Raw genomic sequence first — 23,578 nt, forward strand, 5'->3', positions numbered from 1 at the left:
GGCGCCCCGTGGGGAAGTGATGATGCGCGAGGGGAGAGGCGAGACGATCACGGATCAGTCCTCGTCCTTCGGCTTGATCATATCGCCGAGCATCCTCTCGATCGTCGGAACGAGGGCGGCGGCGAGTTGCTCGGCCAGCTGGTGAAGCTGCTCGGGCGAAAATGGGGTAATCCGTTCGGAAGCGGTCACGCTGCGACCCTCCCGGGTGCCGTTCGACGGTGGCGACGGGTCGGGTTCCGAAAAGGGGTCGGGGGATCCGGGATGATATCGGCCAAGTTTACCTCGATGCCGTACTTACGCGCGGCATCGAGCACCTCCTTCTGGCGCTGCGCTGGAATCAGGCCGCGATCGGCCCAGCCTTGCACCGTGGTGTGGTTGCGATGACCCAGCTTTGTGGCCATGCCGCGGATACCGCCAAAACTCTCGATGATCGCTTGGATGCCCATGCAACGGTCGTACGTTCTGAACGTACGTCTGTCAACGTGGAAAGCGTACACCCAGTCCGTCCACAAGGACGCATGGCAGAACAGACGATCGGCGAGCACCTCATCGCTCTGAAAGAGCGCAGCGGACTTTCCCTCACAGACATAGCGAAACGCGCAGGATACGCGGGCAAATCGTCGGTGCAGGAATATTTCCGCGCCCACTACAACCCGCCTCGGCTCGACGCGGTTGTCGCTCAGAAGTTGGCGAAAGCATTTGCCGGCTCGGGCGAGCCAAACATTGAGGCCTCAGAGCTGCTTTCGCTCGTAGGGATTCCGGTGCCTACGGAAGTCGTTCCCATTGATAGCAAAATGCCCACATTGAGAGGATCGCCCAAGGACGTGCCAGTTTTCGGAACCGCGCTAGGCGTTGATCTTGATGTCGAGGACGAAGATCATCATCACGTTCTTGTCGAGCAAACCATGCTGTCGATGACGGAAACGATCACGACCGTACGCCGTCCGCCTGGCGCAGAGGGCATGCGCAACATTTATGCCCTGTACGTTGTCGGATCTTCGATGATCCCTCGATTTCACCCAGGAACGGCCGTTTTCGTGGACCCGATCAAGCCGCCATCGTTGGGTGATGATGTGATCGTGCAACTCCGAAATGGCTCCGGCGAAATCACCTGCGCGCTGGTGAAGACGCTGGTGCGGAGAACGTCAAAGTTCGTAGAATTGCAGCAATATCGCCCCGAGGTGACCTTCAAAGTCGCGGTGGAATCGATCGCCGCAATTCACCGGGTGCTGACCACCAACGACATGTTTGGCCTGTAATCAGAGTCCTATGTTCTTCACGGGCGCGTAGACGATGGTCCAGTCGTCGTCCGTCTCGGGGTTATATCGGTTAAATTCAATTGAAACGCCGTCCTTGATCCACGTCTGGAAGGTGTCGCGCTGAGGAACGAGCAAATTCGGGGTGCGCGCCTCGTCGGTTGCGGTCGGCGTGCCATACTTCCCGATCAGTGCGGTGGCGGCCGCGTCGCCGCAGGTTTCCTTGGGAAACCCGCGCATCTGGGAGTGTATCTCCACTTTGGAGACAATTCCCCCAGGATGATAAACTATTACCTTAGGATGGCATCGAGCGATCTGTTGGACGTCTTCAATGATCGTCCTGTCCCCCTTGTGATGGACCTTGCCCTTGACCGGCGGATAGAGCGATCGGAGCACATCCACTGACATTCCCGCGCTCACATTCTGCCACAACGGCGGTCCGGCTATGGCGGGCGCGCTCAGGAGCACGGTGACCGCCGCGATCGCAAATCTCATGGTTTTGCCCACTCTTAACTTTGACCGAATCATCAAGCTTCGCTCGTACGCATTCAACGTACGTTTTCCGCTTGACTGCCGTACGTTCTGAACGTACGTCAGCGGTACGGGCTGACCTCGGCATGGTGCCGACGCGAGACGCTCGGGAGAGCGTTTCATGTCAGATGATCGGTTCATCTATCTCGACGTTGGCGAGATTTACCAGGCGGACTCCGAGGGGCTGCCGACTGACAAGCTGATCGCTGTCGTCGCTGGTGGCCTCGACGGCGAGGCAGACCGCGTCGGCGCGCTGCTGGCGGCCGCCCCGAAGCTGCTGGAGGCGTGCAAGGCGGCCCAAGAGGGCATGCGGCAACTCTACCGCAATCACATCGCATCCACGCCCGACGAGGCGCGGTACGCCGAGGAATTGCTCGAAGCCGCGATCGCCGAGGCGGAGGACTGCTGAAATGGCCCGCCCGACCTTTCCCCTTCTCGACATCGACATGAAGCCGGTCCGGCCGTCGCTTTTGGCGCGCATCGTCCAGCGGCTCTGCCGGTCGCGCCCTGCGCATAAGGGCGAGTGGCCGCTGTTCATCGCCATGAACGTGCTGACGGTCGCTATCGCGGCATGCGGGCTGATCGGCTGATGCCGTACGAAGGCCATGCCCTCCTGCGATTGCCAGAGACGGCCTACATCGTGCCGTCGAAGCCGAACCCATGGCGCGCCGGCTTGCCTGAGGGCGCCAAGTTCACCGGGCATCAGCTGTTCTGGCTGAAGCGCGCCGGCATCGACCCGGAAAAGGCCGACAGCATCAAGGTCTACAGCCCGGCGACCACGCGGGAATATTGGTGGCCGCCGAAGACGAAGGGGCCGGTCTTCGAGATGGATTGCCCCGTGATCCGTCGCGCGCCTGACTTCGTCTACGTCGTCACCCCGTCGGGGATGGAGAAGAAGGTCAACCTGGACGGGACCATCCCCCAGCCGCCCCAGTTCAAACGATCCAGATTCAAATTCGGCTCGAGGTGAGCCGGATCGGGGCGGCGGACCCGCAAGCATGCCGCCCCGCCTAATTCGAGGTGAAAGATGAAAATCACCACTGTCCGCTTCCGCCGGCTTGAGTCTCACAAGCATGGGTACGGTCATGACGCCATTGAGGCCGAAGCGAGCGTCGAGGACGGCGAGACGGCCGACGAGGCGCTTTCCGCGCTGCAGGCGTGGGTGCTCGCCCGCCTGAAGCAGGAGGCCGAAATCAGCAACCACATCTGGTCGCTCGAGCGGCTCCAGGACAACGTCTCTTCCTATGAGCGCACGCTGGCGGGCCTGAAGAAGGACGTCGAGCGCGGTCGCAAGGTCATCAGTGATCACGAGAAGCTGGCCGACCTGGCGCGGGAGCACGGCCTCGACGCCCAGGCCTCACAGCTTGGCGACGGAGTGCCCTTCTGATGGCCGATCATACCAAAATCGAATGGACCGACGCGACGTGGAACCCGGTTACGGGCTGCTCGGTCGTCTCGCCCGGCTGTACCAACTGCTACGCCATGAAGCTGGCGGGTACGCGGATGAAGCATCATCCCAGCCGGCAGGGCCTGACGATCGACACGAAGGCTGGGCCCGTTTGGAACGGGCAGGTGCGCCTAAACCGCGAATGGCTGTCCCAGCCGATCGATTGGAAGCGGCCGCGCCGGATCTTCGTCTGCGCGCATGGTGACTTGTTCCACGAGAACGTGCCGACCGACTGGATCGACGAGGTTTTCGCCGTCATGGCGATCGCGCGTCATCACACCTTCCAGGTGCTGACCAAGCGGCCGGACCGGGCGCGCGACTATCTCGACGATCCTTTCCGGCTCGATAACATCCTCGATCACTGGATCACGCACACGGGAGCGCCGCGCGAACCGGACGCTTGGCCGCTGCCGAACGTCCACCTCGGCACATCGATCGAGAACCGGGCTGCCTTAATGGATCGCGCGGGCGAGCTCCGCCAGGCCAACGCCGCAAAGCGTTTCTTCAGTTGCGAGCCGCTGCTCGGCGATCTCGGCCACGTCATCCTCGACGGTATCGACTGGGTGATTGTTGGCGGGGAGAGCGGCCGCGGTGCCCGGCCGATGCATCCGGACTGGGCGCGCTCGCTTCGTGACCAGTGTGCGTCGGCCGGCGTCCCCTATTTCTTCAAGCAGTGGGGCAACTGGCGGGCGGTCTATGACCGCGACGTCGAGGATCCTGACTGGCGTCGCTGCGGCGATGTCATGCAGCGCACGCCGCGCGGCCAATGGCTCAATCTTGCCGGCGGACAGGGGTTCCACGGCGAACGCGTCGTGCGGATCGAGCCCGTCCACAAGAAGATCGCCGGCAGGTTGCTGGATGGGGTCGAGCATAACGGGGCGCCGGCATGAGCAACTGTTGGCTGAACCTCCGCTTCGGCACCTATCACCTTCAGGCGAGGATGTTCGCCGATTGGGGATGGATGCTGCGCAACCGGCTGTCCCCCGTCACGTGGAGCCACAACCCGTATCAGGCCTTCTTGCGCTCCAAGGGCGACGGCTGGCGCCCGTTCGAGGTCATGGAACTGAGGTGGCCGTGGTGAAGGCCAAGCGCACCGTGAACCGTCGGACGTTCGACCAGGTCCGCGCCGAGACGGTCGTCGAGATCGCCGACTTCATCGAGACGCACGCCGACAAGGTCGAGCAGCGCCACGGCCGCAGCGAAGCAACCATCCTGGTCCGCGCAATGGCGACGACCATCCGGGGCGGCCTGCCGCTCCCCAGCAAGAGGAAAACGGCGTGAAGCGCATGCTTTCAGACTGTTTCAATGCGCTCCTGTGGATCTTGGGCGCTCATGTGTTCGGCGCCCCCGCTTGGGCGGCGCTGATATGCGGAGCGCTGGGCCTTATCCACAGTATCGCTTGGGATATTCGCGCGGCGGGGGACCGCACATGAACGACATCTACTTCCTCGCCCTCGCCACGGTCGCCTGCGCCTTCGGTGCGGGCCTGGTCGTCGGCCGTCTCACCGGAGTGATCCGCAATGGCTGACATCGCAACGGATCTCGTTTCCGCGCTCCGGCCGTTCATCAATGCCGCGGCTATTGGCTGGCTGATCGAGCAGGACGTCAACGCCGCCAAACCCAAACAGCATAGCGAGCGGCCGCTGATCGGCTTCGCTGGCTATGTCGGCCAGTACGCCGCGCAGTCGCGCGTTTCGTGGGCAGATTGGAAGCGGCTGCTCGATGCGGCCGAAGAGGCGGGCCTGCTCAAAACCGGAGGTGAACCATGACGAGCCTGGGTGATCTCGCGCGCCATTGGTCGCGCCAGACGGAGAAGGGGAAGGGGATCAGGATCGAGGCGGACGCCCTCGACGTGCTCAACGCGATCGGCGTGGGCGAACTGATCCAGCGGATGGCCGCAGAGGCGCAGAGGGAAGCATGCAGCAAGAGGATCAAGGGCTCTACACCCGCGGCAAATACCGCCTCGAGTTCGATCGACGAAGAGATGGAACGCTTCGCAGCCCGTTCTACCAGATTGTCTGGTACGACCGCGACGCGGGACGTAACCGCAGCCGCTCGACGGGCACAGAGAGCCTCGAACAGGCAGAGCAGGAGCTAGACGCACTCTACCTGAAGCGGGAGCGCGGCCAGGCTGTTTGCAGCGCCTGCGGCCAGCCGCTCCGCAACGGGACGCGCCATCTGCTCACCGACGCGATCGCCGACTATCTGGTCGCGCGCGAAAGCCGGCCGAGCTTCGACGCCATCCGGGCCCGCCTGGCGCACGTCACCAACTATGTCACCGACACCGATCGGCTTGCGACGGCGTGTGAGGATGTCGACGAGGACTGGATCGATGCCTTCCGCGAGTGGGCGTCCGAGGTGCCGATCGTCTCCCCGAAGGGAAAGGTTCGCGAGCGCGCACCGGCGACGGTCGAGGCGAGCGTCCGAATCCTCGCGGCCGCGGTCAACTATGCGCACGATCGCAAGGACACGCTGTTTCCGGCCGCGTTCAAGGCCAAGCCTCCCGAGGAAGTCAGTCGCACGCCGGCCTATCGCGCGGACATCCCGACGCTTGCGCGCATGTTCCGCTATTGCGTGGATCCGGAGCGGGCCGCGGGGGATACCGACAAGGTCGTCGCCCGCCGGCAGCGCGAGCGCGCCCAGCTGCACCGTTATTTGCAGATCAGCGTGGCGACCTGGGCGCGGCCCGACGCGGCGCACGACGTGTCGACCGATCGCCAGCGCGACCAGTGGCATTCGAATGCGCGCGCGTTGAACATGAACCCGAAGGGCCGGGCCCAGACGAAGAAATACCGGCCGATCGTCCCGATCGCGCGCCAGCTGGCGCCGCTGCTCGATGCAAACAAGGGCTTCTACGTCAGCGTGGATTCGGTGAAGCAGGCGTTCGAGAGCATGCAGGAGATCATCGGCCTGCCGCGCGAGGGCGAGAGCGGGCTGAAGCTCATCCGCCGGTCCATGGCCCATATCGCCCGGCAGCGGCTCGGCGAGCGGGATTGGGTCGAGGGGCAGATCATGCTCGGCCACAAGAAGGTGACGACGTCCGACACCTATGCGGCTTTCGACCCCGGCTATCTCGGCCAGGCGCTGCGCGTCACCGAAGAGATCATCGACGAAATCGAGAAGCTGGCGCCCGGCGCGTTCGGGCCGCCCTGGGCGAAGGAGGAATCGTGATGCAATACCTTCTCACCGAAGAGGAAATGCAAGCGATCCGGGTCGATCGCGACCATCTGCGCGAGGCGGTCTTCGGCGATAAGCTCGACGTTCTCGTTCAGCACATTGCATGCACCATGATTGAGACGGCACCGCCGCGGAGCACGGTCTGGACCGGCACCTCCACCCCGGCCTACCCAAAGGACCGGCCGCACGGCTGCATCCATTATCGCGACCCGCAGACGGGCAACCGAACGGCCGACTATTGCGATGGCTGCCCGGTGTCCGACATCTGCCGGCGTTATAAGGAATGGAGCAAGTGATTGACCTCCGTCCCGTCACTCGCACTGAGGGCCGGGATTTCGTTCGCCGCTACCATCGCCATCATGGATGGCCGGCCGGCTTCCTCTGGCTCCATGGCTTGCAGGATCCGGCCGGCGAACTCATCGGTGTCGCAGTTGTGGGCCGGCCTATCTCGCGCGCCCTCGATGACGGATTGACGATGGAGGTCACCAGGCTTTGCACCGACGGATATCCGAACGGATGCTCCGCTCTCTACGGGGCGGCAAGGCGCGCGGCCTTGGCGAAGGGATATCGGCGCGGCCTCACCTACATCCTCGCCAGCGAAGACGGGGCGAGCCTCCGCGCCGCGGGCTGGGAATACCTATGGACGGTGAAGGGGCGCAGCTGGGACACGCCCAGCCGTCCGCGCACTGACAAGCATCCGACCGAGGACAAGCTTGCCTACGGCTGGGGGGCTTGGCCACAATTGGCGAAGGAGGCGGCATGACTGATATGTTCATGGAGAAGGCGGCCGAGATCAGCTCGTGTGGTGGCTATCGCTACAGTCTGCTGCGACGCTGGGATCCGGGCGCGTATGTCCAGCCGGTGATTATGCTGAATCCATCGACGGCCGACGCCGAAATCGACGACCCGACTATCAAGCGCTGCATGGCATTCGCGCGTCGCGAGAACTTCGGCGGAATCCGCGTCTTCAACTTGTTCGCCTATCGCGCCACGTCGCCGGCCGACATGAAGGCGGTCAAAGACCCGATCGGCCCGAAGAACGATGAGGCCTTGGCGGAGGCCTTCGCATTGTCGGCAACGCCGACGCTGGTGGCATGGGGAACAGATGGCGGACACTTGGCGCGCGCGGCCGCGGTCTGCGCGATCGCCAAGCAGGCTGGCGCAAGCCTCGTGTGCCTTGGAATGACGAAGGACGGACACCCGCGACACCCCCTCTACGTAAAGGGGTCGCAGCCGTTCGTTCCGTATGTTCCACCCGCTCACACCGGAGTGACACCGGAATAAGGATTTTAGCGAAGTGGTGAAAACGTAGGGAAATGAATGGTCGGGGAGAGAGGATTCGAACCTCCGGCCCCTGCCTCCCGAAGACAGTGCTCTACCAGGCTGAGCTACTCCCCGACGTGGAGCGTGATCGCTGTTGGTGCCCACCGGGAAGGGGCGCGATCGCTTGCTGCGAGGCGCGCCTATAGGGTGGATCATTCGGGCGATCAAGCGCCTTGATGCACCGCCCCGGTCGGCACGCCGCTGACCGGCAAGGAGTCATTCGTCCCGTGCCGCCAGCATGTCGGCGACCACCACGAACTTTTCGCGCGGGGCGCCGTCGCGGGCGCGCGCGGACTCGGCGGCTTCGATCCGCTGCCAGTCGGCAAAGCTCACCTTGTCAGCACCGCGCGTCGCCAGCAGCGCATCCAGTCCCGCACCGCCATCCTTGCCGGCGGAGGCGGGGTGATCGGCGGCGATCGTCTCGGCGATCATGTATCCGTCGGGCCGATTCGTCCCGATCGTGCCGGTGGGCCCGCGCCGCGCCCAGCCGACGGCGTAGAGGTTGCCGCTGTCCACCGGCACGCGGCCTTCGGTGTTGGCGAATCGGCCGGCGCGCTCGTCATAGGGCACGCCGGGGATGGGCGGCGTGCGGTATCCGATGCAGGCAATGATCAGCCCCGCGGGGATTGCATAGGTCTCCCCCGTGCCCTCCACCATGCCTTCGCCGATCGGCCGGGTGCGCTCGACGATCAGTCGCTCCGCCTTGCCGTCGCCCTCGATCGCCACCGGTCGCGCAAAGAAATCGAAGTCGATCGCCACATCCTTGTCCTGCGCGAGGCTAACGAAGCTGCGCAGATGGCTGACCGACTTGCGCTCACCGGGTTCGAGCGCGGCATCGTCCGCCTCGGGCGGGAGATCGGCGGTGTCGACATGGGGCACCGCGCGCTGCAGATGACCGAGTTCGCCAAGTTCCTTGGGCGTCATCTGGATCTGGTGGGGGCCGCGACGGCCGACCACGGTGACCTGTTTGATGGCGGAATTGCCCAGCGCGTCGAAGGCGTGGGCGACGATGTCCGATCCCACGAATTCGGCCGGCGCCTTGGCGAGGATGCGGGTTACGTCCAGCGCGACATTGCCGTTGCCGATCACTGCGGCGGCGGACACGTCGAGCGGCGGATCGAGTTCGGCGAAATCGGGATGGCCATTATACCAGCCGACGAACGCCGCCGATCCCACGACGCCCGGCAGATCATCGCCGGGAATGCCGAGCGGCCGGTCCACCGGCGCGCCCGTCGCCAGGATCACCGCGTCATAGAGCGCGAGCAGCTCGGGGATCGTCACCTGGTCGCCGACAGAGACATTGCCGACGAAACGGACATTTTCGGACAGGGCGACCTGCTCGTAACGCCTTGAGACGGCCTTGATCGACTGGTGATCGGGGGCGACGCCGAATCGGATCAGGCCGTAGGGAACGGGCAGCCGGTCGATCATGTCGATCGCAACATCGCTGCCGAACTGCTTCTGACAGGCTTCTGCGGTATAATAGCCTGCCGGGCCCGAACCGATGATCGCGATATGCCGCATGAACGTCTCGCCTCTCCAGTGATTTGGGCGATCGTAGCGGGGGGAGCGCGCGGCACAAGGGCGGGCGGAGATTGCTTTTCGCAATGTTACACTTCAATGACGCCGACTAAGCTGAAGGAGCCTCACCATTCGCCAGATTGCCGCCCTGCCTTACCGGATCGAGGAGGACGGGTCTGCGCGCGTGATGCTGATCACCTCGCGCGATACGGGGCGCTGGGTGATTCCGAAGGGCAATCCGATCCGCGGGCTCGACGCGCACCGCGCCGCCGCGCACGAGGCGTATGAGGAAGCCGGCATCACCGGCATTCCCTGCCCGTCGCCGCTTGGCTCCTATCGCTATCGCAAGAAGAAGAAGAGCGGCGAGGCGCGCAACGCCACCGTCTCGGTCTTCCCGCTCGCCGTGCTCAAGCAGGCCGAGGAATGGCCCGAGCAGGAAGAGCGGATGACGCAATGGTTCACGCTGGCCGAAGCCGCCGAGGTGGTGGACGAGCCGCAGCTGAAAGACATGATCGCCGGCTTTCGCGCGCCCGTGGCGCCGGTCGGCCTCGTCGAACGCGGGGTGACCTTCGTTCGCAATTGGGGGGCGAGTATTCCGATGTTCCGCTGGTTCCAGGCGCTGATGCCGAAGCAGGGACGCTTCTTCGAACAGTTCGAGGATCATGCCGCGACCTTGGTCGCCGGCGCCGATGCCCTCGCCAAGCTGCTCGAAGGCGGCAAGGATATGGACGTCCATATCCGCGAGATCCACGAGCGCGAGCATGATGCGGACGAGATCATCCGCGATGTGCTGCAGGACGTTCGCCGCATCCTCATCACGCCATTCGATCGCAGCGCCATCACCAGCCTGATCGGCGTGATGGACGACGCGATCGACCAGATGAACGCGACCGCCAAGGCGATCACGCTTTATGAGGTCAAGACCTTCGAGCCGCAGATGCGCGACATGGCGGGCATCATCGTCGAAGCCGCGCGCATCCTCGAAGAAGCGATGCCGCTGCTCCGCTCGATCGGCACCAATGGCCAGCGGCTGCACGAATTGACCGAGCGCCTGGTGCGGATTGAGGGTCATGCCGACGAGATCCACGACGCGGGCCTGAAGGCGCTCTACCGCGCGCATCTCGACAGCAGCCCACTCGCCTTCATTGTCGGGCGCGAAATCTACAGTCACATGGAAAAGATCGTCGACCGGTTCGAGGATGTCGCCAACGAGATCCAGGGTCTCGTGATCGACCACGCCTGATCGCCGCCTTATTCCATGGACCCCATCGCGCTTTCCCTGCCGCTGCTGATCGGCCTGATCGGTGTCGCCTTGCTGTTCGATTTCCTGAACGGCCTGCACGACGCCGCCAATTCGATCGCGACGATCGTGTCGACCCGCGTGCTCCGCCCGCAATATGCGGTGATGTGGGCGGCCTTCTTCAACTTCATCGCCTTCCTCTTCTTCGGCCTGCATGTCGCCGATACGGTGGGCCGCGGCATCGTCAGTGCCGAGATCATCGACGCCCATGTCATCTTCGGCGCGCTGATGGGGGCGATCGTCTGGAACCTCATCACCTGGGGGCTGGGTATCCCATCCTCCTCCAGCCACGCACTGATCGGCGGGCTGGTGGGGTCGGGCATCGCCAAGCATGGCCTGTCGTCGATCGTGTGGAGCGGCGTGCTCAAGACCGCGTCCGGCATCGTCCTGTCGCCGACGATCGGCCTCGTCCTCGCGCTCGTGCTGGTGCTCCTCACCTCCTGGGCCTTCGTGAAGGCGACGCCCAACCTTGCCGACCGCTGGTTCCGCAAGCTCCAGTTCGTCTCGGCCTCGCTCTATTCGCTCGGCCATGGCGGCAATGATGCGCAGAAGACGATGGGGATCATCGCCGTCCTGCTTTATTCGCAGGGCATGTTGGAAGGCGGCTTCCACGTTCCTTTCTGGGTGGTGATCTCCTGCCAGACGGCGATGGGCCTTGGCACCCTGATGGGCGGCTGGAAGATCGTCCACACCATGGGATCGAAGATCACGCGGCTCACCCCCATGCAGGGCTTCTGCGCGGAAACCGGCGGCGCGCTCACCTTGTTCGGGGCGACGTGGCTCGGCATTCCGGTCTCGACCACCCACACGATCACCGGCGCGATCGTCGGCGTGGGGTCCGCGCGGCGCGTCTCCGCCGTGCGCTGGAACATCGCCAGCCGCATCGTCGTCGCCTGGGTGGTGACTCTGCCAGCGGCCGCCCTGTTCGGCGCCTTCTTCTACTGGCTGGCCGGCCTGTTTGGCTGATACCTTTGGCAAGCACCGCGCTTGATGCTATCGGGCGCGGCAATTCCCATTCCCTGAACAGATCGGCCCCTTCGTGACTCCGCTCGACCGTATCCGCAATTTCTCGATCATCGCGCATATCGACCATGGCAAGTCGACGCTGGCCGATCGGCTGATCCAGCGCACCGGCGGCTTGTCCGATCGCGAGATGTCCGCTCAGGTCCTCGACAATATGGACATCGAGAAGGAGCGCGGCATCACCATCAAGGCGCAGACGGTGCGCCTCGATTACACCGCCAAGGACGGCCAGTCCTATGTCCTGAACCTGATGGACACGCCGGGCCATGTCGACTTCGCTTATGAAGTCAGCCGCAGCCTCGCCGCGTGCGAAGGCGCGCTGCTGGTGGTGGACGCGGCGCAAGGCGTCGAGGCGCAGACGCTCGCCAACGTCTATCAGTCGATCGAGCATGATCATGAGATCGTGCCCGTCATCAACAAGATCGACCTTCCCGCCGCCGAGCCCGAGCAGGTCCGTGCGGAAATCGAGGAAGTGATCGGCCTCGACGCGTCCGAAGCGGTGCTCGCCTCGGCCAAGTCGGGCATCGGCATCGATGACATTCTCGAAGCGATCGTCAAGAAGATCCCGCCGCCCAAGGGCGATGCCAATGCGCCGCTCAAGGCGATGCTGGTCGATAGCTGGTACGACCCCTATCTCGGCGTCGTCATCCTGATCCGCGTCATCGACGGCGTCATCAAGAAGGGCCAGCAGATCAAGTTCATGAACGCGGGCACGACGCACCTCGTCGACCGCGTCGGCTGCTTCCGCCCCAAGATCGAGCAATTGACCGATCTCGGCCCCGGCGAAGTCGGCTTCATCACCGCGCAGATCAAGGAAGTCAGCCAGACGGCGGTCGGCGACACCATCACCGATGCCAAGAAGCCCGCGGCCGAAGCGCTGCCGGGCTTCAAGGAAGTCCAGTCGGTGGTGTTCTGCGGTCTCTTCCCGGTCGACGCGAACGACTTCGAAAAGCTCCGCGAATCGATCTCCAAGCTGCGTCTCAACGACGCGAGCTTCACCTTCGAGATGGAGACGTCGGCGGCCTTGGGCTTCGGCTTCCGCTGCGGATTCCTCGGCCTGCTGCATCTGGAAATCATCCAGGAGCGGCTGACCCGCGAATATGATCTCGATCTCATCACCACCGCGCCCTCGGTGGTCTATCGCCTGCTCCTCACTCGGTCTGCCGGCGAGGCCGAGGCGCGGACGATCGAGCTCCACAACCCCGCCGACATGCCCGATCCCAACAAGATCGACAGCATCGAGGAACCGTGGATCGAGGCGACGATCTACGTGCCCGACGAATATCTCGGCTCGATCCTCAAGCTCTGCCAGGATCGCCGCGGCATCCAGAAGAACCTGACCTATGTGGGCGGCCGCGCGCAGGTGACGTACGAACTGCCGCTCAACGAAGTGGTGTTCGATTTCTACGATCGCCTGAAATCGATCACGCGCGGCTATGCCAGCTTCGACTATCACCAGATCGGCTATCGCGAGGGCGACCTCGTCAAGATGTCGATCCTCGTCAACAACGAGCCGGTCGATGCCTTGAGCATGATCGTCCACCGCGGCACCGCCGAAACCCGCGGCCGCGGCATGTGCGAGCGGCTGAAGGACTTGATCCCGCGCCACATGTTCAAGATCCCGATCCAGGCCGCGATCGGCGGCAAGGTGATCGCCCGCGAAACCATCGCCGCGCTCCGCAAGGACGTGACCGCCAAATGCTATGGCGGTGACGCGACCCGCAAACGCAAGCTTCTGGAAAAGCAGAAGGAAGGCAAGAAGCGGATGCGCGAATATGGTTCGGTCAGCATTCCGCAGGAGGCGTTCATCGCGGCGCTCAGGATGGGGGATGAGAATTAGGCTGAGCGCCCGAGGCTAAGGAGGGGATTGCGCCAGCAATCGCCGAGTTAGACGGGGATCAGCGCCAGCCCGGCCGGCGGGCCGGCCAAGAGCCGGACCCGACCGACGGCGCGGCTTTGCCGCGACGCCACGAACCCGCTCCCGTCATACCGGCGAAGGCCGGTATCCAGTTCCACGGCCGATCTGGACCTCGGCCTACGCCGGGGTGACGACGGCGAGCGCACGACCATACGGCATCACCCCCCATTTCCCCCTTGCCCAACCCCACCGATCGTCTAGCCTTCTCAACGGGCTGCACACCGGCCCCTTGTCCTCCTCATCGCAGGAAGGCCGTGATCGATGGACTTCATGCGTCTCCTCCGCTCGCTGGAGGAATTTCTCTATGAGGTGATGACCTGGCTGCTCTTCTATCCGCGCACGATGTGGCGAGTGTTGCGGCGCCCGCTGACGATGCTCGGCTATTCCGATCGCGAGCAGAAGGACGCGCCGGACGAACAATATACCGATACGCTCAGCCCGCCATTGTTCCTGATGATCACTATCCTGCTGTCGCACGCGGTGGAGATCGCGTCGCACCAGCGGCTGCCCAAGCCGACATCGGAATTCGCGCAGGAGATTGCGGCATCCGAACAGAATCTGCTGATCCTGCGTTCGATCCTGTTCGCCATCTATCCCTTGATGTTCGCCCGCGCCCGGCTGAAGCGCCTCAAGCTCCCGCTCAACCGCGATACGCTGCGCGGCCCGTTCTACGCCCAATGCTATATCGCGGCGCCGGCCGCGTTCATGATGGGCATTGCCGCCATCTTTGCGCGCGCCCACGCCATCCAATTCCAGATCGCGGGCATCGTGATCTTCCTGATAACAGTTGCCTGGTATCTTACCATTGAAACCCGCTGGTTCCGCAAGCGCACCCAGATCACAACCTTCGCCGCCGCGCGCATGGCGTTCGGCACCTGGTTCCTGGCGAGCTTCATCAACGCCATCCTGAGCGCGATCTTTCTGGGGACGTGAGGCTGAGGCCCGAGACTAAGGAGGGGATTGCATCGCAATCCGGGAGTTAGGCGAGGATCAGCCGAAGCCCGGCCGGCGGGTCGGTGTAAAGCCGGACCCGACCGACGACGCAGCTTTGCCGCGGCGCTACGAACCCCTCTACCGTCATCCCGGCGTAGGCCGGGATCTCACTTTTCATCCAGCATCGAAGGCCGCGGCCGAAGATTTGCAAAGGCTTCCGGTAGGGGCGTGCCTTTGGGCCAATAGCCAGCGCCCTTAAGATTATCAAAGCGCTTGGAGCGCCACAGATTGGTTCCGAGCACCTTGCTTTTGTCGGCACCTTCAACCTGAAAGCCCCTGCGCTCCAATTCGCTCAACAATTCTGATCGGGTAAGAGGGCGCTGAGCCGTGATGATCAACTCTTCAGCGGCATCCATCATGCGAGCGACGTGCTGAACTCGCTCCGCGCGGCTAACAAAACCAGAAAATAAATCGGCTTGAATTAGAGCCGAGCCGGGATCGCCACGATATTTTCTCCCCGCCGCCGCCTTTTCAAAGGCTGCGATGAATTCGTCGAGCGAACGAATTATCGAACTCAATTCGTCACGTTGCTGAATGGCTCTCTGCCGGTGCTCTTTCGCCTTTTTCAGCAGGTCGTCCATGGCAGCCTCCACTCAGAATTCACCACACCGGCAAAAAAAAGTCAACACGGAGTGCACAATTCAGGACTCCGAGTTGACTTGAGAATTCGTTAACCGTATCCTCGAGGCGCTTCGACCAAAGGAGGTGAATCGCGATCCAATAAACCCGGCGAAGCGCCGATGATTGAATAAAAAAAAGGGCCGACCTTTCGGCCGACCCTTTCCGATTTCTGTCCGTTGGGACGTGTGAAACCGCTGTGAGAAGCTAAGAATCGCACTTCCTAACGGATGGGTCAACCCTGACGTTAGGAAACTGAAATCATGTCAGATTATCAGGTTAAGTGCATTCGCCGAGATGGCAAAGATCAGGACCGCCGCATTGACAGGCTCGGCGGAGACGGATGGAATGATACCATCGACCGGGTCATCAGTTTTATTCAAAATGGTGTCCATCGTTTTTGGACTACCGCCGGCGGCAAGAGCGTATGGGTTGTGGTTAAAAGACACCCCACGAGCGGTCGTTTGTATCTCGCCACGGAGAATGACCAGTATCCGGATAACAACCTGCTCAGCTTGCCGGAATGCGTCACCTCTTAGGTTTGCACTGAGTTGTGCGCCCCAGCGGCAATATCGTTGGGGCGCGCTTCCTTCTCCAATATCGAAATTGGAAAATTAGTGGGGCTGGCAGTGCGGAACTACGTGAAAGTCATTCACGCCCCAGCCGTCTCCGCCTTCCCCGCCGATCCCACCAGATACCGGTTATACAGGAACCCGATCCCGATCAGGCTGAAGCCCAGCGCCACGAAGCTGCCGATGCGCAGCAGCCCTTCCAGCCCCTTGGCGTCCCACAGGAACACCTTCAGCACCGTCGCCAGCATCAGCAGCAGCGCCGCGATCCGCCAGGGCTTGCCGCCCCACGCCTTCCGGTCGTGCGCGATGCCATACCGCAGGAAGCCGATGGCGAGCAGGATGCCGGCGATCGAGCGGGCAATGTCCTCGCGCGGGCTGACGCGATCGCCGGTCAGGATGCTGCCCTCGAAGAATTGCCGCACGCTGGTCGCGACCAGCGCCAGCACAAGGAGCATCGCCAACAGGGTGATCGCCTTGCGCGCGCGATCCGCCAGCACGGGTTCGAACCGGCGGAAGAGGGCGATCCAGACGAGCGGCAGGCCATAAGCCGGCAGCAGCAGGTTGGCGATCGGCCACGGCCCCACCGCTTGATCCCGGAAAGCCGGGTTGAAGACGAGGATATCGAACCAGACCAGCCGGAAGGTCGCGATGGCGACGAGCGCGACGCCGATCGGCCGCAGCAATTCGTGCCGGCCCTGCTGCCACAGCGCGGCCACGCCGCCCGCGAACAGCAACTGCGTCAGGATCACACGCTCGGCAAAGGCATAAGCGATGATCTCCCCGTCTGATCCGATCGCGAATATCTGTTTGTAGAGGATGTGCAGCGTCGCCAGCAGCGCCGCCCCGCAGAAGGCGAACAGGCCGCCGCGCAGCATGGGGACACGCAGCACGCGGGTGAAGGCCAGCATCGCCACCACGCCCAGCGCTGGCCCCGCCATCAGCAGCAAAGTGCGGTTCGGCCGCGGCAGATCGCTCGCCTTCACGAACGCGCCCGCGATCGACGCCATGCACTCGACCAGCCAGACGCCCAGCCCGGCCAGCACGCTCAGCAGCGATACCAGGGCGAAGGTGAGCGCCGCCGCCCGCGCGCGCAGCGCGGGCACGCGATCGGATGCGAAGGCGAGCGCGATCGCCGCCGCGCCGCAGGCGATCGGCACCCAATCGTCAGGCAGCAGGATCAAGAGCGCGCGCGCGACGATCAGGGCGGCGACGATCAGCCAGGGCGCGCCCACCAGTCGGTCGCGCTCGATATGGCCGATCAGCGCGAACAGGGCCGCCGTCGCCAGCAGCCGCCATTCCGCATTATGGCCGGCGATGAAGGCGCCCGACCAGTCGAGGCTCAACAGATGCACGACCACCACCACGCCGATGATCCGCGGTGTCCAGGCGAGCAGGCTATCGTCAGCCTTGACCGCGACCCAGGCCACCGCTGCGGCAATCGCGGCGTAGATCGGCGGCAACAGGCTGTCGGGCAGCGCGATGGCCGCCCCGATCGCGAGCAGGATCGCCGATGCCGTCACCAGCAAGGCGAAGCGCCAGTCGGCGGGCCGCCGGATGTCGTTCCAGCCGCGCGCAGCGGCGATTGCGGGGGCTGCGGCGAAGGCGGTCGCCATCACCCCCCAGCCCGTGCCGTCGAGCAGGGTCGGGAAGCGCAGCCAGCCGACCGTCACCATGCCGACCAAAGCCGCCGATCCCTGTGCCGCGCCCACCCGGCCGCGGACGGGATGCCAGGCGTCGATCAATGCGGGTGCGGCGAGGATCGCGATCAGCCCGCCGCCGACCATCGCCAGCAGCTTGAGTTCGGGCAGCGGCCACAAGGCGATCGTCACCAGCGCGACGCCGAGTGCGACGGGCGGCAGCATCCATTGCTTGGGGTCGATGCGGGCGAGCAGCACCGCGCCGATCGCGAGCAGGCCATAGAAACCCCAGACGAGCGGGCTGAACCCGCCCTGCACCACCAGCATCGCGATCTGCACCGCAGCCGCGATCACCGTGCCGGCGCGCAGCCAGCGGGTGATGTCGCCACCATCTTTGTCCGTCGCGAGCAAAGGGATCGCGAAGGCGAGCGCGAGCAGCAGCAGGCCGGTGGCGCTCGCGGTCGCCACATCCATCACGCTCGTCGCGATCAGCAGGCCCGCCCAGCCGAAGCCGCCGACGAGCGCCGCGACCGCCAGCCACAGCCAGCCCTGCCGGCGCGACACGCCCGCGATCGCGCCGATCACCAGCATCAAATAGAGCGCCAGCACCGGCGCATTGGCTTCTTGGCCGCCCGCCAGCGCCGGTGCGGAAAGCCCGCCGATCAGGCCCAGCACCGCCGAAGGCGCGCCGAAGCGCAGCGCCATGCCGATCGCCGCGGCGGTGATCGATGCCAATGCGAGGAAAGCGGTGAGCGGGGGGATCAGCGCGTAGAGATTATGCGCGATCAGGATGGCGATATAGGCGGTGGCGATGCCCGCGCCCGCCAGCGCCTGCGCGACGCGCGGATCGTTGGCGAGTGTCGGGATACGCTTCGCCGCTTCCGCCCCGCCGATCAGCAGGCCTGCGAACAGAAGCGCAAGGACGACCCGCACCGCCGGCGAAAGCAGGCCCGTATCGATCGAATATTTGACCAGGAAGAAGCCCGCGACCGCGAGTGTGACGCCGCCCGCCCAGATCGGCAGGCGCGATCCGAACAGCTCCTCGAACACCCGCGAACTGACCGGCGGCTTGGGTGGCGGCGGCGGTGCTGCCTCGGCGATCACCGGTTCCGGGGCGATCGGCTCCGGTTCGGGCTCCGGCACCGGTTCCGGCAATATCTCCACCAGCGGCTCCGGTGCCGGCTCGGGCGCAAATCCAACAGGGGGTGTGATTTGAGTGTAAACCTGGCTTTCAACCCCGGTCGCGCGGAGCTGGCGGATTTCCTCGCCCAGCAGCGACAACCGCCGCTCCGCCTGTTTCATCCTGCCGATCAGCGATACGACCGCAACGATCAGCCCGGTAATCGCCAGGAATTCGAGCATGCCCCATCTCCCCGGCGCAAGGGCTAACCGGTTCGTCGGCGGAACGCCACCGTCATGATCTTTTCCCCCAGCAGCGCCGCCAGCATCGTCGCGCCGGTCAGCGGGAAGATCAGCCCCGCCACCAGCATGATCGCCGCCACGCCCCGCGCCCGCGCCGGATCGGACGGGCGGGGCGGAGTTGCGAAGCGGCGCTTCCACCACAGAACGGGCGCCGTCACGCACAGCAGCAACGCGGCCACGCAGCCAAGCAGCATGACGAAGCGGTTGGCCTCGCCATATTCCTGCCCCTGATGGACGGCGATGCCCCATTCCACCGCCTTCGCCCCGGCGCCGAACTGGCCGAAGCGCATGTCCGCCAGCACCGCGCCCGATGCCGGATCGACATAGACCGCGCGGGCATCCTCGGCTCTGGTGACGACACTCGCCACCAGCCAGGGCTGCCCCATCGCCTTCGGCGGCACGAGTTGCCATGGCGCCGCCATGCCGGCGATGGCGATCACCCGATCGGGGCCGATCGCAGCATGGTGGCCGGCGTGGGGAGAGGCGACCTCCTGCAAGGCCCAGGGCAAGGCGGCGCGATGGTCGCCATGGTCGGGGTTCGGCGCCTTCGGCCGGCCAATGCCATAATGCGCGACCACGGCCCGCAGGCCTTCGCCCCACACGCCCGACCAGGGCATACCCGTCACCGCGAGGAACAGGATGACCGCGCCGACGATCGCGCCCGTCGAGGCATGGAGATCGCGCCAGAACAATCGCCCCGCTGGCCTTCCCCGCACCGCGACCGCCGGGTTCCCGCCGCGCGGCCACCACAGATAGAATCCCGTCGCGACCAGCAGGATCGTCCAGCCCGCCGCGATCTCGATCAGCGCATTGCCGATCGGCCCGGTGATGGCGAGGCTGTGGAGGTTCTTGACCAGCGCCATCGTTCCGCCATCGCGGGTGGTCCCCAGCACATGGCCGTTGGCGGGATCGACGAAGGCGAGGCGGCGGCCGTTGTCGCCCTCCAGCGTCATCCGCCAGCTTGCGTCGACTTCGGCGGGACGCATTACGCTTGCCACCCGCGCGCCCGTTTCGTCTTCCACTTGTCCGATCATCGGCGCGATCGCCATCGCTGGCCCACTCGCGGCGGACCAGGAACGGTAGAGCGCGCCCTCTATCTCGGGCTTGTAGAGATAGAGCCCGCCCGTCACCGCCAGCCAGGCCAAGAAGGGCAGCACGATCAGCCCGGCATAGAAATGCCAGCGCCAGACGGTGCGGTAGAGATCTTCGCGCATCAGAAGCGCGCCCGCACGCCGCCATATAAGGCGCGCCGTTCGACCGGATAATAAATGGCGGAGGTATCATTGGCCCGCACCACCGCGGAAATGTCGCCAATCGCCTTCTTCGCCGTCAGGTTGCGGGCGTCGAGGAACAGGGTGACATTGTCGCGCACGCTCGCCTCCGCGCTCAGCCCCAGCAGCACATAGTCCGGCACGCGCGTGCTGTTCACATAATCGGCCCACGCACCTTCGGGCAGCCATTCCAGATTAGGCGTCAAGCTGAACCGATCGCTGCCGAGCCGCAGGTCGGCGCGGTAGAGATGCTTCGCCACTACCGGCAGCCGGTTGTCGCCATAGACGGGATCGTCGCGGAAGCGGAAGTCGTTGAGCTGGTATGCCTGCCGTAGCCGCGCCCATGGAGTGAGGTCGAGCGTCAGCGCCGCCTCGATCCCCTGATGCCGCGTCTTGCCGGCATTGAAGGTGGACGCGGGAATATCCTGCGCCACGGTGAATTGCAGCATCTCGCCCTTGATGTCCGCGCGGTAGAAGCTGACGTCCCAGCTTGCGATGCCGATCCGCCCGCGACTGCCCACTTCGAACGTCCAGGCGCGCTGCGGATCGAGATCGACGAAGCCGGGGAGGCCCGTCGCGGGCGTCTGGCTCAGCTCGCTATAGCCCGGCAATTCCACCGATCGGCTGTAATTGGCATAGACCTGAATGTCGGCACGCGGCTGCCACAACAGCCCGAACTTGGGCGCGAAGGGATCGAAGCTCACCGCGCCGCTGCGCGCGGGATTGAGCCGGTTGTCGATCTCCCGCTCGCCGTGCGTGTAGACGCCGCCCGCAATCAGCCAGAGATTGAACACGGGCGCGATCCGCACCTCGCCATAGCTGTCGATCGTCTGCGCGGTCTGTTGGGCGTCGGTGGTCAGCGCGCCACGTTTGCCGCTCACATTGACGAACTGCTTGGCGTGAACCGTGCCAAAGCGCGCCGTCGTCCCCAGCGTCGCCTCCACCGGCATACCGCCCACATCGCCGGCCCAGTCGATCCGCGCATAGACACCGCGATCGTCCGATTTCTGGTCGATCACCTGGAAGATCGGGTGAAAGAGCTGCTTCGTGTTGTAGAAGGCACCGACCGCCAGCTTCGCCGCATCAAGGTCGATCGTCGTGCGATTCTGCAGGCGGATCGAGTCGATATCGCGCGCCTGATCGCCGGCGACGCTGGCGGCATTCGCCTGCTTCGGGTCGGTCAGCGCCTGCGCCATGGTGAGCGCGCCCGGCAGTTCCTGCTCGATATGGTTCACGCTGGCGTAGAAGCGCGTCTCGATCCGGTCGCTTAGCTTGATCCCGACATTGCCGTTGAAGCGCAGCGAGGAGCGCTTCGCATGATCACGATCGCCGTCCGAGCTGTCGCCGGTGAGTGCGAACCAGCCGTCGCCTTGCCCGGTCGCGAAGCCGGCGGCTAGTTTGCCGCGGATCGTATCGAAGCTGCCGCCGTCGATCCGCGCCTCCACGCCGGGCGCGGTGCGGCCGGTGGGCGTGACGGCGTTGATGCCGCCGCCCAGCGTAGACGATCCCAGCCGCAATGCGTTCGCGCCCCGGAATACCTCGATATGCTGGAAGACCTGCGGGTCGAGTTCCTGGAAGTCGCCATTATTGTCGGCGAGGTTGATCGGCACGCCATCCTGGAACAGCATCAGCCCACGCATATGGAAGCCGCGGCTGATCCCCGATCCGCGGATCGAAATGCGCACCTCCTGCCCGAAACGCGGCTGGGTGTAGATGCCCGGCGAGAAAGAGAGCGCGTCGCGCAGCGACACGGTCAGCCGGTCCTGAAACTCGGCGGCATCGACCACATCGCTGCCGCCGGCCGTGCGATCCACCTGTTCGCGCGCCGCGTCGATCGCGGCGGTGACGACGATTGTGTCGGGCGCCTCCATCTCGGCAAAGGCGGGGGCGGCAGACAGAGTCGTGACGGCGAGCAGGGATGCGCGGCCAAGCGCGCGGAAGGAAACGGACATGAAGATAACCTCTGAAACCCGGGCGCGCGTGGATGGCGGCCCATGCAATTCGGCCGCGCGCCCGGATGGGCACGCGGCAGCGGCGGGATCAGACGGTTGCGGGTGGTCCGGTCGGCGGTGGCGGCGGCGCGGCGAGTCCGCGGCCGACGGAAACGGCGAACGCGGCTCCCATGATCGGTGCGACGGCCATGGTCGGCGGCGCGAGGACGGGCGCGAGATCAGGCGCGACGAGCGCCGCGCCGAGGGCTGCGAAGACGCAGCTTTCGGTCGTCTTGCCGGGCTGGACGGGGGCCTTTTCGTGGAGCGTGCCGTCGTCGGCGATCCACATTTCCACCGCGCCCATACCGGTGCAGAGCGTGACAGCGCGGCCGTCGGTCGCGGGCATCCAGCCGGCTGGGACGAGCAGGCGCATCATCAGCGCGAGCGCGACAAGCATCACGGCGATTCCGCCCTTGCCTCTTGTCGCAGTCGATGATGCCATGCCCCGCATGGACGCGCCGCCTAGTCGATCGGCCAACGGCTGTCGACCCATTCGGCCAAGAAGTGGCGGCGCGGACGCGAAATCCCCGGTGACGCTTGCCCCGCAGCGCGGCGGGCGCTTAGCTCACGCTCAACCATAGATTATCGAAGGAGCAGGGCCATGAAGCGGGCCGACATCGAAGGAAAGCGCATCCTCATCACCGGCGCGACCGGGCAGTTCGCCAAGCCGCTGGTCGCGGCCTATGCCGGCAGGGCGCAGGTCTTCGCCGCCGCGCGCTATGGCAAGGAAGAGGATCGCGCCGAGATCGCCGCGATGGGCGCGACGCCGGTCAGGATCGACCTGTCCGATCCCGCCAGCCTCGAAACCATCCCCGAGGTCGATTATGTCGTGAACGCGGCCGTCGCCAAGACGGGCGATTTCGACCGCGATCTTCAGGAAAATGCGGAGGGCGTCGGCTTCCTGATCGCCAAATGCCGCAACGCCAAGGCCTTCGTCCATATCTCGACGACGGGCGTCTATGCCTATGAGGGGTTGGCGCCGCGCAAGGAGACGGACGCGCTCGGCGACAATCACCGGTCGATGATGCCGACCTATTCGATTGCCAAGATCGCCACCGAATCCGTCTGCCGCTTCGCCGCCAAGACCTATGGCGTGCCGACCGTCATCGCGCGGATGAGCGTGCCTTATGGCGATAATGGTGGCTGGCCCTGGTATCATCTGCTGATGATGCAGAACGGCGTGCCGATCACCATCCATCCCGAAGGGCCAAACCTCTACAGCCCGCTCCATGTCGACGATTATGTCGAGAAGATCCTCTATCTGCTGGGCGCTGCGACCAAGGAGGTCGTAACGACCAATTTCGGCGGATCGCAGGCCGCGAGCGTGGAGGAATGGTGCGAATATATTGGCGAGCTGACCGGCTTCACGCCGATCTTCCAGAAGGATGAGGCCGCGTTCGGCGCGCTTTCGATCGACACGACGAAGATGCACTCGCTGATTGGCGAGACGAAGGTCGATTGGCGCGACGGCATCCGCCGGATGATCAAGGCGCTGGCGCCCGATACGCTCAAGACGGCGGCTTAAGTCACTCGTCATCCCAGCGAAAGCTGGGATCTCAGGAGGCTGATCGCCCGCGC

Annotated in this window: 28 protein-coding genes and 1 tRNA gene; 19 read left to right on the forward strand and 10 right to left on the reverse strand. The window is 64.6% G+C overall.

The annotated features are described in order from the left end of the window. Positions 1-54: 54 nt before the first annotated feature. Complete coding sequence (locus ACFB49_RS21525; protein ID WP_380873633.1) at positions 55-189, reverse strand: hypothetical protein; 135 nt, start codon at positions 187-189, stop codon at positions 55-57. After that, positions 186-446, reverse strand: coding sequence for a carph-isopro domain-containing protein (locus tag ACFB49_RS21530; RefSeq protein ID WP_380873635.1), 261 nt, complete (start codon positions 444-446; stop codon positions 186-188). The genes ACFB49_RS21525 and ACFB49_RS21530 overlap by 4 nt, the downstream gene beginning before the upstream one ends. 72 nt (positions 447-518) lie before the next feature. Between ACFB49_RS21530 and ACFB49_RS21535 the strand changes: the two genes are divergently transcribed. After that, positions 519-1,259: an XRE family transcriptional regulator gene (locus ACFB49_RS21535; RefSeq protein WP_380873637.1), complete on the forward strand. Its 741-nt coding sequence runs from the start codon at positions 519-521 to the stop codon at positions 1,257-1,259. On the opposite strand, the gene ACFB49_RS21540 is transcribed toward ACFB49_RS21535, so the two are convergent. Next, entirely contained in the window at positions 1,260-1,751 is a 492-nt protein-coding gene (locus ACFB49_RS21540) for a hypothetical protein (RefSeq protein ID WP_380873639.1), read from the reverse strand. It abuts the gene before it with no gap. 157 nt (positions 1,752-1,908) lie between these two features. Between ACFB49_RS21540 and ACFB49_RS21545 the strand changes: the two genes are divergently transcribed. From ACFB49_RS21545 to ACFB49_RS21600, 12 genes are all read left to right on the forward strand, one after another. After that, positions 1,909-2,196 (forward strand): hypothetical protein, encoded by a 288-nt coding sequence (locus ACFB49_RS21545; protein ID WP_380873640.1) that lies wholly within the window; start codon positions 1,909-1,911, stop codon positions 2,194-2,196. A 1-nt stretch (position 2,197) separates the two neighbouring features. Further along, complete coding sequence (locus tag ACFB49_RS21550) at positions 2,198-2,377, forward strand: hypothetical protein (RefSeq protein WP_380873641.1); 180 nt, start codon at positions 2,198-2,200, stop codon at positions 2,375-2,377. Continuing rightward, complete coding sequence (locus tag ACFB49_RS21555; RefSeq protein ID WP_380873643.1) at positions 2,377-2,757, forward strand: hypothetical protein; 381 nt, start codon at positions 2,377-2,379, stop codon at positions 2,755-2,757. The genes ACFB49_RS21550 and ACFB49_RS21555 overlap by 1 nt, the downstream gene beginning before the upstream one ends. 57 nt (positions 2,758-2,814) lie before the next feature. After that, positions 2,815-3,174, forward strand: coding sequence for a hypothetical protein (locus ACFB49_RS21560; protein ID WP_380873644.1), 360 nt, complete (start codon positions 2,815-2,817; stop codon positions 3,172-3,174). After that, positions 3,174-4,124 (forward strand): DUF5131 family protein, encoded by a 951-nt coding sequence (locus ACFB49_RS21565; protein WP_380873646.1) that lies wholly within the window; start codon positions 3,174-3,176, stop codon positions 4,122-4,124. The genes ACFB49_RS21560 and ACFB49_RS21565 overlap by 1 nt, the downstream gene beginning before the upstream one ends. Then, positions 4,121-4,315, forward strand: coding sequence for a hypothetical protein (locus ACFB49_RS21570; RefSeq protein WP_380873647.1), 195 nt, complete (start codon positions 4,121-4,123; stop codon positions 4,313-4,315). Before ACFB49_RS21565 ends, ACFB49_RS21570 begins: the two co-directional genes overlap by 4 nt. Continuing rightward, a complete protein-coding gene (locus ACFB49_RS21575) occupies positions 4,309-4,515 on the forward strand; it encodes a hypothetical protein (RefSeq protein ID WP_380873649.1) in 207 nt (68 codons plus the stop codon). Before ACFB49_RS21570 ends, ACFB49_RS21575 begins: the two co-directional genes overlap by 7 nt. A gap of 239 nt (positions 4,516-4,754) precedes the next feature. Beyond that, positions 4,755-5,003: a hypothetical protein gene (locus ACFB49_RS21580; protein ID WP_380873651.1), complete on the forward strand. Its 249-nt coding sequence runs from the start codon at positions 4,755-4,757 to the stop codon at positions 5,001-5,003. Positions 5,004-5,151: 148 nt separating this feature from the next. Beyond that, entirely contained in the window at positions 5,152-6,405 is a 1,254-nt protein-coding gene (locus ACFB49_RS21585) for a hypothetical protein (RefSeq protein ID WP_380873653.1), read from the forward strand. Next, entirely contained in the window at positions 6,405-6,707 is a 303-nt protein-coding gene (locus ACFB49_RS21590) for a hypothetical protein (RefSeq protein WP_380873655.1), read from the forward strand. Before ACFB49_RS21585 ends, ACFB49_RS21590 begins: the two co-directional genes overlap by 1 nt. Then, positions 6,695-7,174 carry an XF1762 family protein gene (locus tag ACFB49_RS21595; protein ID WP_380873657.1) on the forward strand — a complete coding sequence of 160 codons (480 nt, stop codon included), beginning with the start codon at positions 6,695-6,697 and terminating at the stop codon, positions 7,172-7,174. The genes ACFB49_RS21590 and ACFB49_RS21595 overlap by 13 nt, the downstream gene beginning before the upstream one ends. After that, a complete protein-coding gene (locus ACFB49_RS21600; protein ID WP_380873659.1) occupies positions 7,171-7,695 on the forward strand; it encodes a DUF1643 domain-containing protein in 525 nt (174 codons plus the stop codon). The genes ACFB49_RS21595 and ACFB49_RS21600 overlap by 4 nt, the downstream gene beginning before the upstream one ends. A 37-nt stretch (positions 7,696-7,732) precedes the next feature. Here ACFB49_RS21600 and ACFB49_RS21605 read toward each other — a convergent pair. Continuing rightward, positions 7,733-7,809, reverse strand: a tRNA-Pro gene (locus ACFB49_RS21605). Between the two features lie 141 nt (positions 7,810-7,950). Next, positions 7,951-9,258 (reverse strand): FAD-dependent oxidoreductase, encoded by a 1,308-nt coding sequence (locus ACFB49_RS21610; RefSeq protein ID WP_380873661.1) that lies wholly within the window; start codon positions 9,256-9,258, stop codon positions 7,951-7,953. Between the two features lie 127 nt (positions 9,259-9,385). Between ACFB49_RS21610 and ACFB49_RS21615 the strand changes: the two genes are divergently transcribed. From ACFB49_RS21615 to ACFB49_RS21630, 4 genes are all read left to right on the forward strand, one after another. Beyond that, a complete protein-coding gene (locus tag ACFB49_RS21615) occupies positions 9,386-10,498 on the forward strand; it encodes a DUF47 family protein (protein ID WP_380880074.1) in 1,113 nt (370 codons plus the stop codon). Positions 10,499-10,513: 15 nt separating this feature from the next. Next, complete coding sequence (locus ACFB49_RS21620) at positions 10,514-11,521, forward strand: anion permease (protein ID WP_380873662.1); 1,008 nt, start codon at positions 10,514-10,516, stop codon at positions 11,519-11,521. A gap of 73 nt (positions 11,522-11,594) precedes the next feature. Beyond that, positions 11,595-13,418, forward strand: coding sequence for a translation elongation factor 4 (gene lepA, locus ACFB49_RS21625; RefSeq protein WP_380873664.1), 1,824 nt, complete (start codon positions 11,595-11,597; stop codon positions 13,416-13,418). 339 nt (positions 13,419-13,757) lie between these two features. Then, positions 13,758-14,429, forward strand: coding sequence for a hypothetical protein (locus ACFB49_RS21630; protein WP_380873666.1), 672 nt, complete (start codon positions 13,758-13,760; stop codon positions 14,427-14,429). Positions 14,430-14,596: 167 nt separating this feature from the next. Here ACFB49_RS21630 and ACFB49_RS21635 read toward each other — a convergent pair whose 3' ends face one another. Then, entirely contained in the window at positions 14,597-15,070 is a 474-nt protein-coding gene (locus ACFB49_RS21635) for a hypothetical protein (protein WP_380873668.1), read from the reverse strand. A 300-nt stretch (positions 15,071-15,370) separates the two neighbouring features. On the opposite strand from ACFB49_RS21635, the gene ACFB49_RS21640 reads away from it, so the two are divergent. Then, positions 15,371-15,646 carry a DUF3892 domain-containing protein gene (locus ACFB49_RS21640; protein WP_380873670.1) on the forward strand — a complete coding sequence of 92 codons (276 nt, stop codon included), beginning with the start codon at positions 15,371-15,373 and terminating at the stop codon, positions 15,644-15,646. 113 nt (positions 15,647-15,759) lie between these two features. Here ACFB49_RS21640 and ACFB49_RS21645 read toward each other — a convergent pair whose 3' ends face one another. The 4 genes from ACFB49_RS21645 to ACFB49_RS21660 form a co-directional block, all read right to left on the reverse strand. Beyond that, complete coding sequence (locus tag ACFB49_RS21645; protein WP_380873671.1) at positions 15,760-18,678, reverse strand: DUF2339 domain-containing protein; 2,919 nt, start codon at positions 18,676-18,678, stop codon at positions 15,760-15,762. 23 nt (positions 18,679-18,701) lie between these two features. Further along, the gene (locus ACFB49_RS21650) at positions 18,702-19,952 is read right to left on the reverse strand and encodes a PepSY-associated TM helix domain-containing protein (RefSeq protein ID WP_380873673.1); all 1,251 of its coding nucleotides are present in this window, start codon (positions 19,950-19,952) and stop codon (positions 18,702-18,704) included. Then, positions 19,952-21,961, reverse strand: a complete 2,010-nt coding sequence (locus ACFB49_RS21655) for a TonB-dependent receptor family protein (protein ID WP_380873675.1) — start codon at positions 21,959-21,961, stop codon at positions 19,952-19,954. Before ACFB49_RS21655 ends, ACFB49_RS21650 begins: the two co-directional genes overlap by 1 nt. 88 nt (positions 21,962-22,049) lie before the next feature. After that, positions 22,050-22,451: a hypothetical protein gene (locus ACFB49_RS21660; RefSeq protein WP_380873677.1), complete on the reverse strand. Its 402-nt coding sequence runs from the start codon at positions 22,449-22,451 to the stop codon at positions 22,050-22,052. Between the two features lie 150 nt (positions 22,452-22,601). Between ACFB49_RS21660 and ACFB49_RS21665 the strand changes: the two genes are divergently transcribed. Beyond that, positions 22,602-23,525, forward strand: a complete 924-nt coding sequence (locus ACFB49_RS21665; protein ID WP_380873678.1) for an NAD-dependent epimerase/dehydratase family protein — start codon at positions 22,602-22,604, stop codon at positions 23,523-23,525. Positions 23,526-23,578: the final 53 nt, after the last annotated feature.

The sequence above is a fragment of the Sphingomonas sp. DBB INV C78 genome (genome assembly GCF_042693015.1).
In the GTDB taxonomy this organism is placed as follows: Bacteria; Pseudomonadota; Alphaproteobacteria; order Sphingomonadales; family Sphingomonadaceae; genus Sphingomonas_E.

What these genes read in the sequence shown, in the direction of transcription:
- ACFB49_RS21530 (WP_380873635.1), bottom strand. Translation starts at nt 446, where the DNA reads ATGGGCATCCAAGCGATCATCGAGAGTTTTGGCGGTATCCGCGGCATG.
- ACFB49_RS21535 (WP_380873637.1), top strand. Translation starts at nt 519, where the DNA reads ATGGCAGAACAGACGATCGGCGAGCACCTCATCGCTCTGAAAGAGCGC.
- ACFB49_RS21540 (WP_380873639.1), bottom strand. Translation starts at nt 1,751, where the DNA reads ATGAGATTTGCGATCGCGGCGGTCACCGTGCTCCTGAGCGCGCCCGCC.
- ACFB49_RS21545 (WP_380873640.1), top strand. Translation starts at nt 1,909, where the DNA reads ATGTCAGATGATCGGTTCATCTATCTCGACGTTGGCGAGATTTACCAG.
- ACFB49_RS21550 (WP_380873641.1), top strand. Translation starts at nt 2,198, where the DNA reads ATGGCCCGCCCGACCTTTCCCCTTCTCGACATCGACATGAAGCCGGTC.
- ACFB49_RS21555 (WP_380873643.1), top strand. Translation starts at nt 2,377, where the DNA reads ATGCCGTACGAAGGCCATGCCCTCCTGCGATTGCCAGAGACGGCCTAC.
- ACFB49_RS21560 (WP_380873644.1), top strand. Translation starts at nt 2,815, where the DNA reads ATGAAAATCACCACTGTCCGCTTCCGCCGGCTTGAGTCTCACAAGCAT.
- ACFB49_RS21565 (WP_380873646.1), top strand. Translation starts at nt 3,174, where the DNA reads ATGGCCGATCATACCAAAATCGAATGGACCGACGCGACGTGGAACCCG.
- ACFB49_RS21570 (WP_380873647.1), top strand. Translation starts at nt 4,121, where the DNA reads ATGAGCAACTGTTGGCTGAACCTCCGCTTCGGCACCTATCACCTTCAG.
- ACFB49_RS21580 (WP_380873651.1), top strand. Translation starts at nt 4,755, where the DNA reads ATGGCTGACATCGCAACGGATCTCGTTTCCGCGCTCCGGCCGTTCATC.
- ACFB49_RS21585 (WP_380873653.1), top strand. Translation starts at nt 5,152, where the DNA reads ATGCAGCAAGAGGATCAAGGGCTCTACACCCGCGGCAAATACCGCCTC.
- ACFB49_RS21590 (WP_380873655.1), top strand. Translation starts at nt 6,405, where the DNA reads ATGCAATACCTTCTCACCGAAGAGGAAATGCAAGCGATCCGGGTCGAT.
- ACFB49_RS21595 (WP_380873657.1), top strand. Translation starts at nt 6,695, where the DNA reads ATGGAGCAAGTGATTGACCTCCGTCCCGTCACTCGCACTGAGGGCCGG.
- ACFB49_RS21600 (WP_380873659.1), top strand. Translation starts at nt 7,171, where the DNA reads ATGACTGATATGTTCATGGAGAAGGCGGCCGAGATCAGCTCGTGTGGT.
- ACFB49_RS21610 (WP_380873661.1), bottom strand. Translation starts at nt 9,258, where the DNA reads ATGCGGCATATCGCGATCATCGGTTCGGGCCCGGCAGGCTATTATACC.
- ACFB49_RS21620 (WP_380873662.1), top strand. Translation starts at nt 10,514, where the DNA reads ATGGACCCCATCGCGCTTTCCCTGCCGCTGCTGATCGGCCTGATCGGT.
- ACFB49_RS21630 (WP_380873666.1), top strand. Translation starts at nt 13,758, where the DNA reads ATGGACTTCATGCGTCTCCTCCGCTCGCTGGAGGAATTTCTCTATGAG.
- ACFB49_RS21635 (WP_380873668.1), bottom strand. Translation starts at nt 15,070, where the DNA reads ATGGACGACCTGCTGAAAAAGGCGAAAGAGCACCGGCAGAGAGCCATT.
- ACFB49_RS21640 (WP_380873670.1), top strand. Translation starts at nt 15,371, where the DNA reads ATGTCAGATTATCAGGTTAAGTGCATTCGCCGAGATGGCAAAGATCAG.
- ACFB49_RS21645 (WP_380873671.1), bottom strand. Translation starts at nt 18,678, where the DNA reads ATGCTCGAATTCCTGGCGATTACCGGGCTGATCGTTGCGGTCGTATCG.
- ACFB49_RS21650 (WP_380873673.1), bottom strand. Translation starts at nt 19,952, where the DNA reads ATGCGCGAAGATCTCTACCGCACCGTCTGGCGCTGGCATTTCTATGCC.
- ACFB49_RS21655 (WP_380873675.1), bottom strand. Translation starts at nt 21,961, where the DNA reads ATGTCCGTTTCCTTCCGCGCGCTTGGCCGCGCATCCCTGCTCGCCGTC.
- ACFB49_RS21660 (WP_380873677.1), bottom strand. Translation starts at nt 22,451, where the DNA reads ATGCGGGGCATGGCATCATCGACTGCGACAAGAGGCAAGGGCGGAATC.
- ACFB49_RS21665 (WP_380873678.1), top strand. Translation starts at nt 22,602, where the DNA reads ATGAAGCGGGCCGACATCGAAGGAAAGCGCATCCTCATCACCGGCGCG.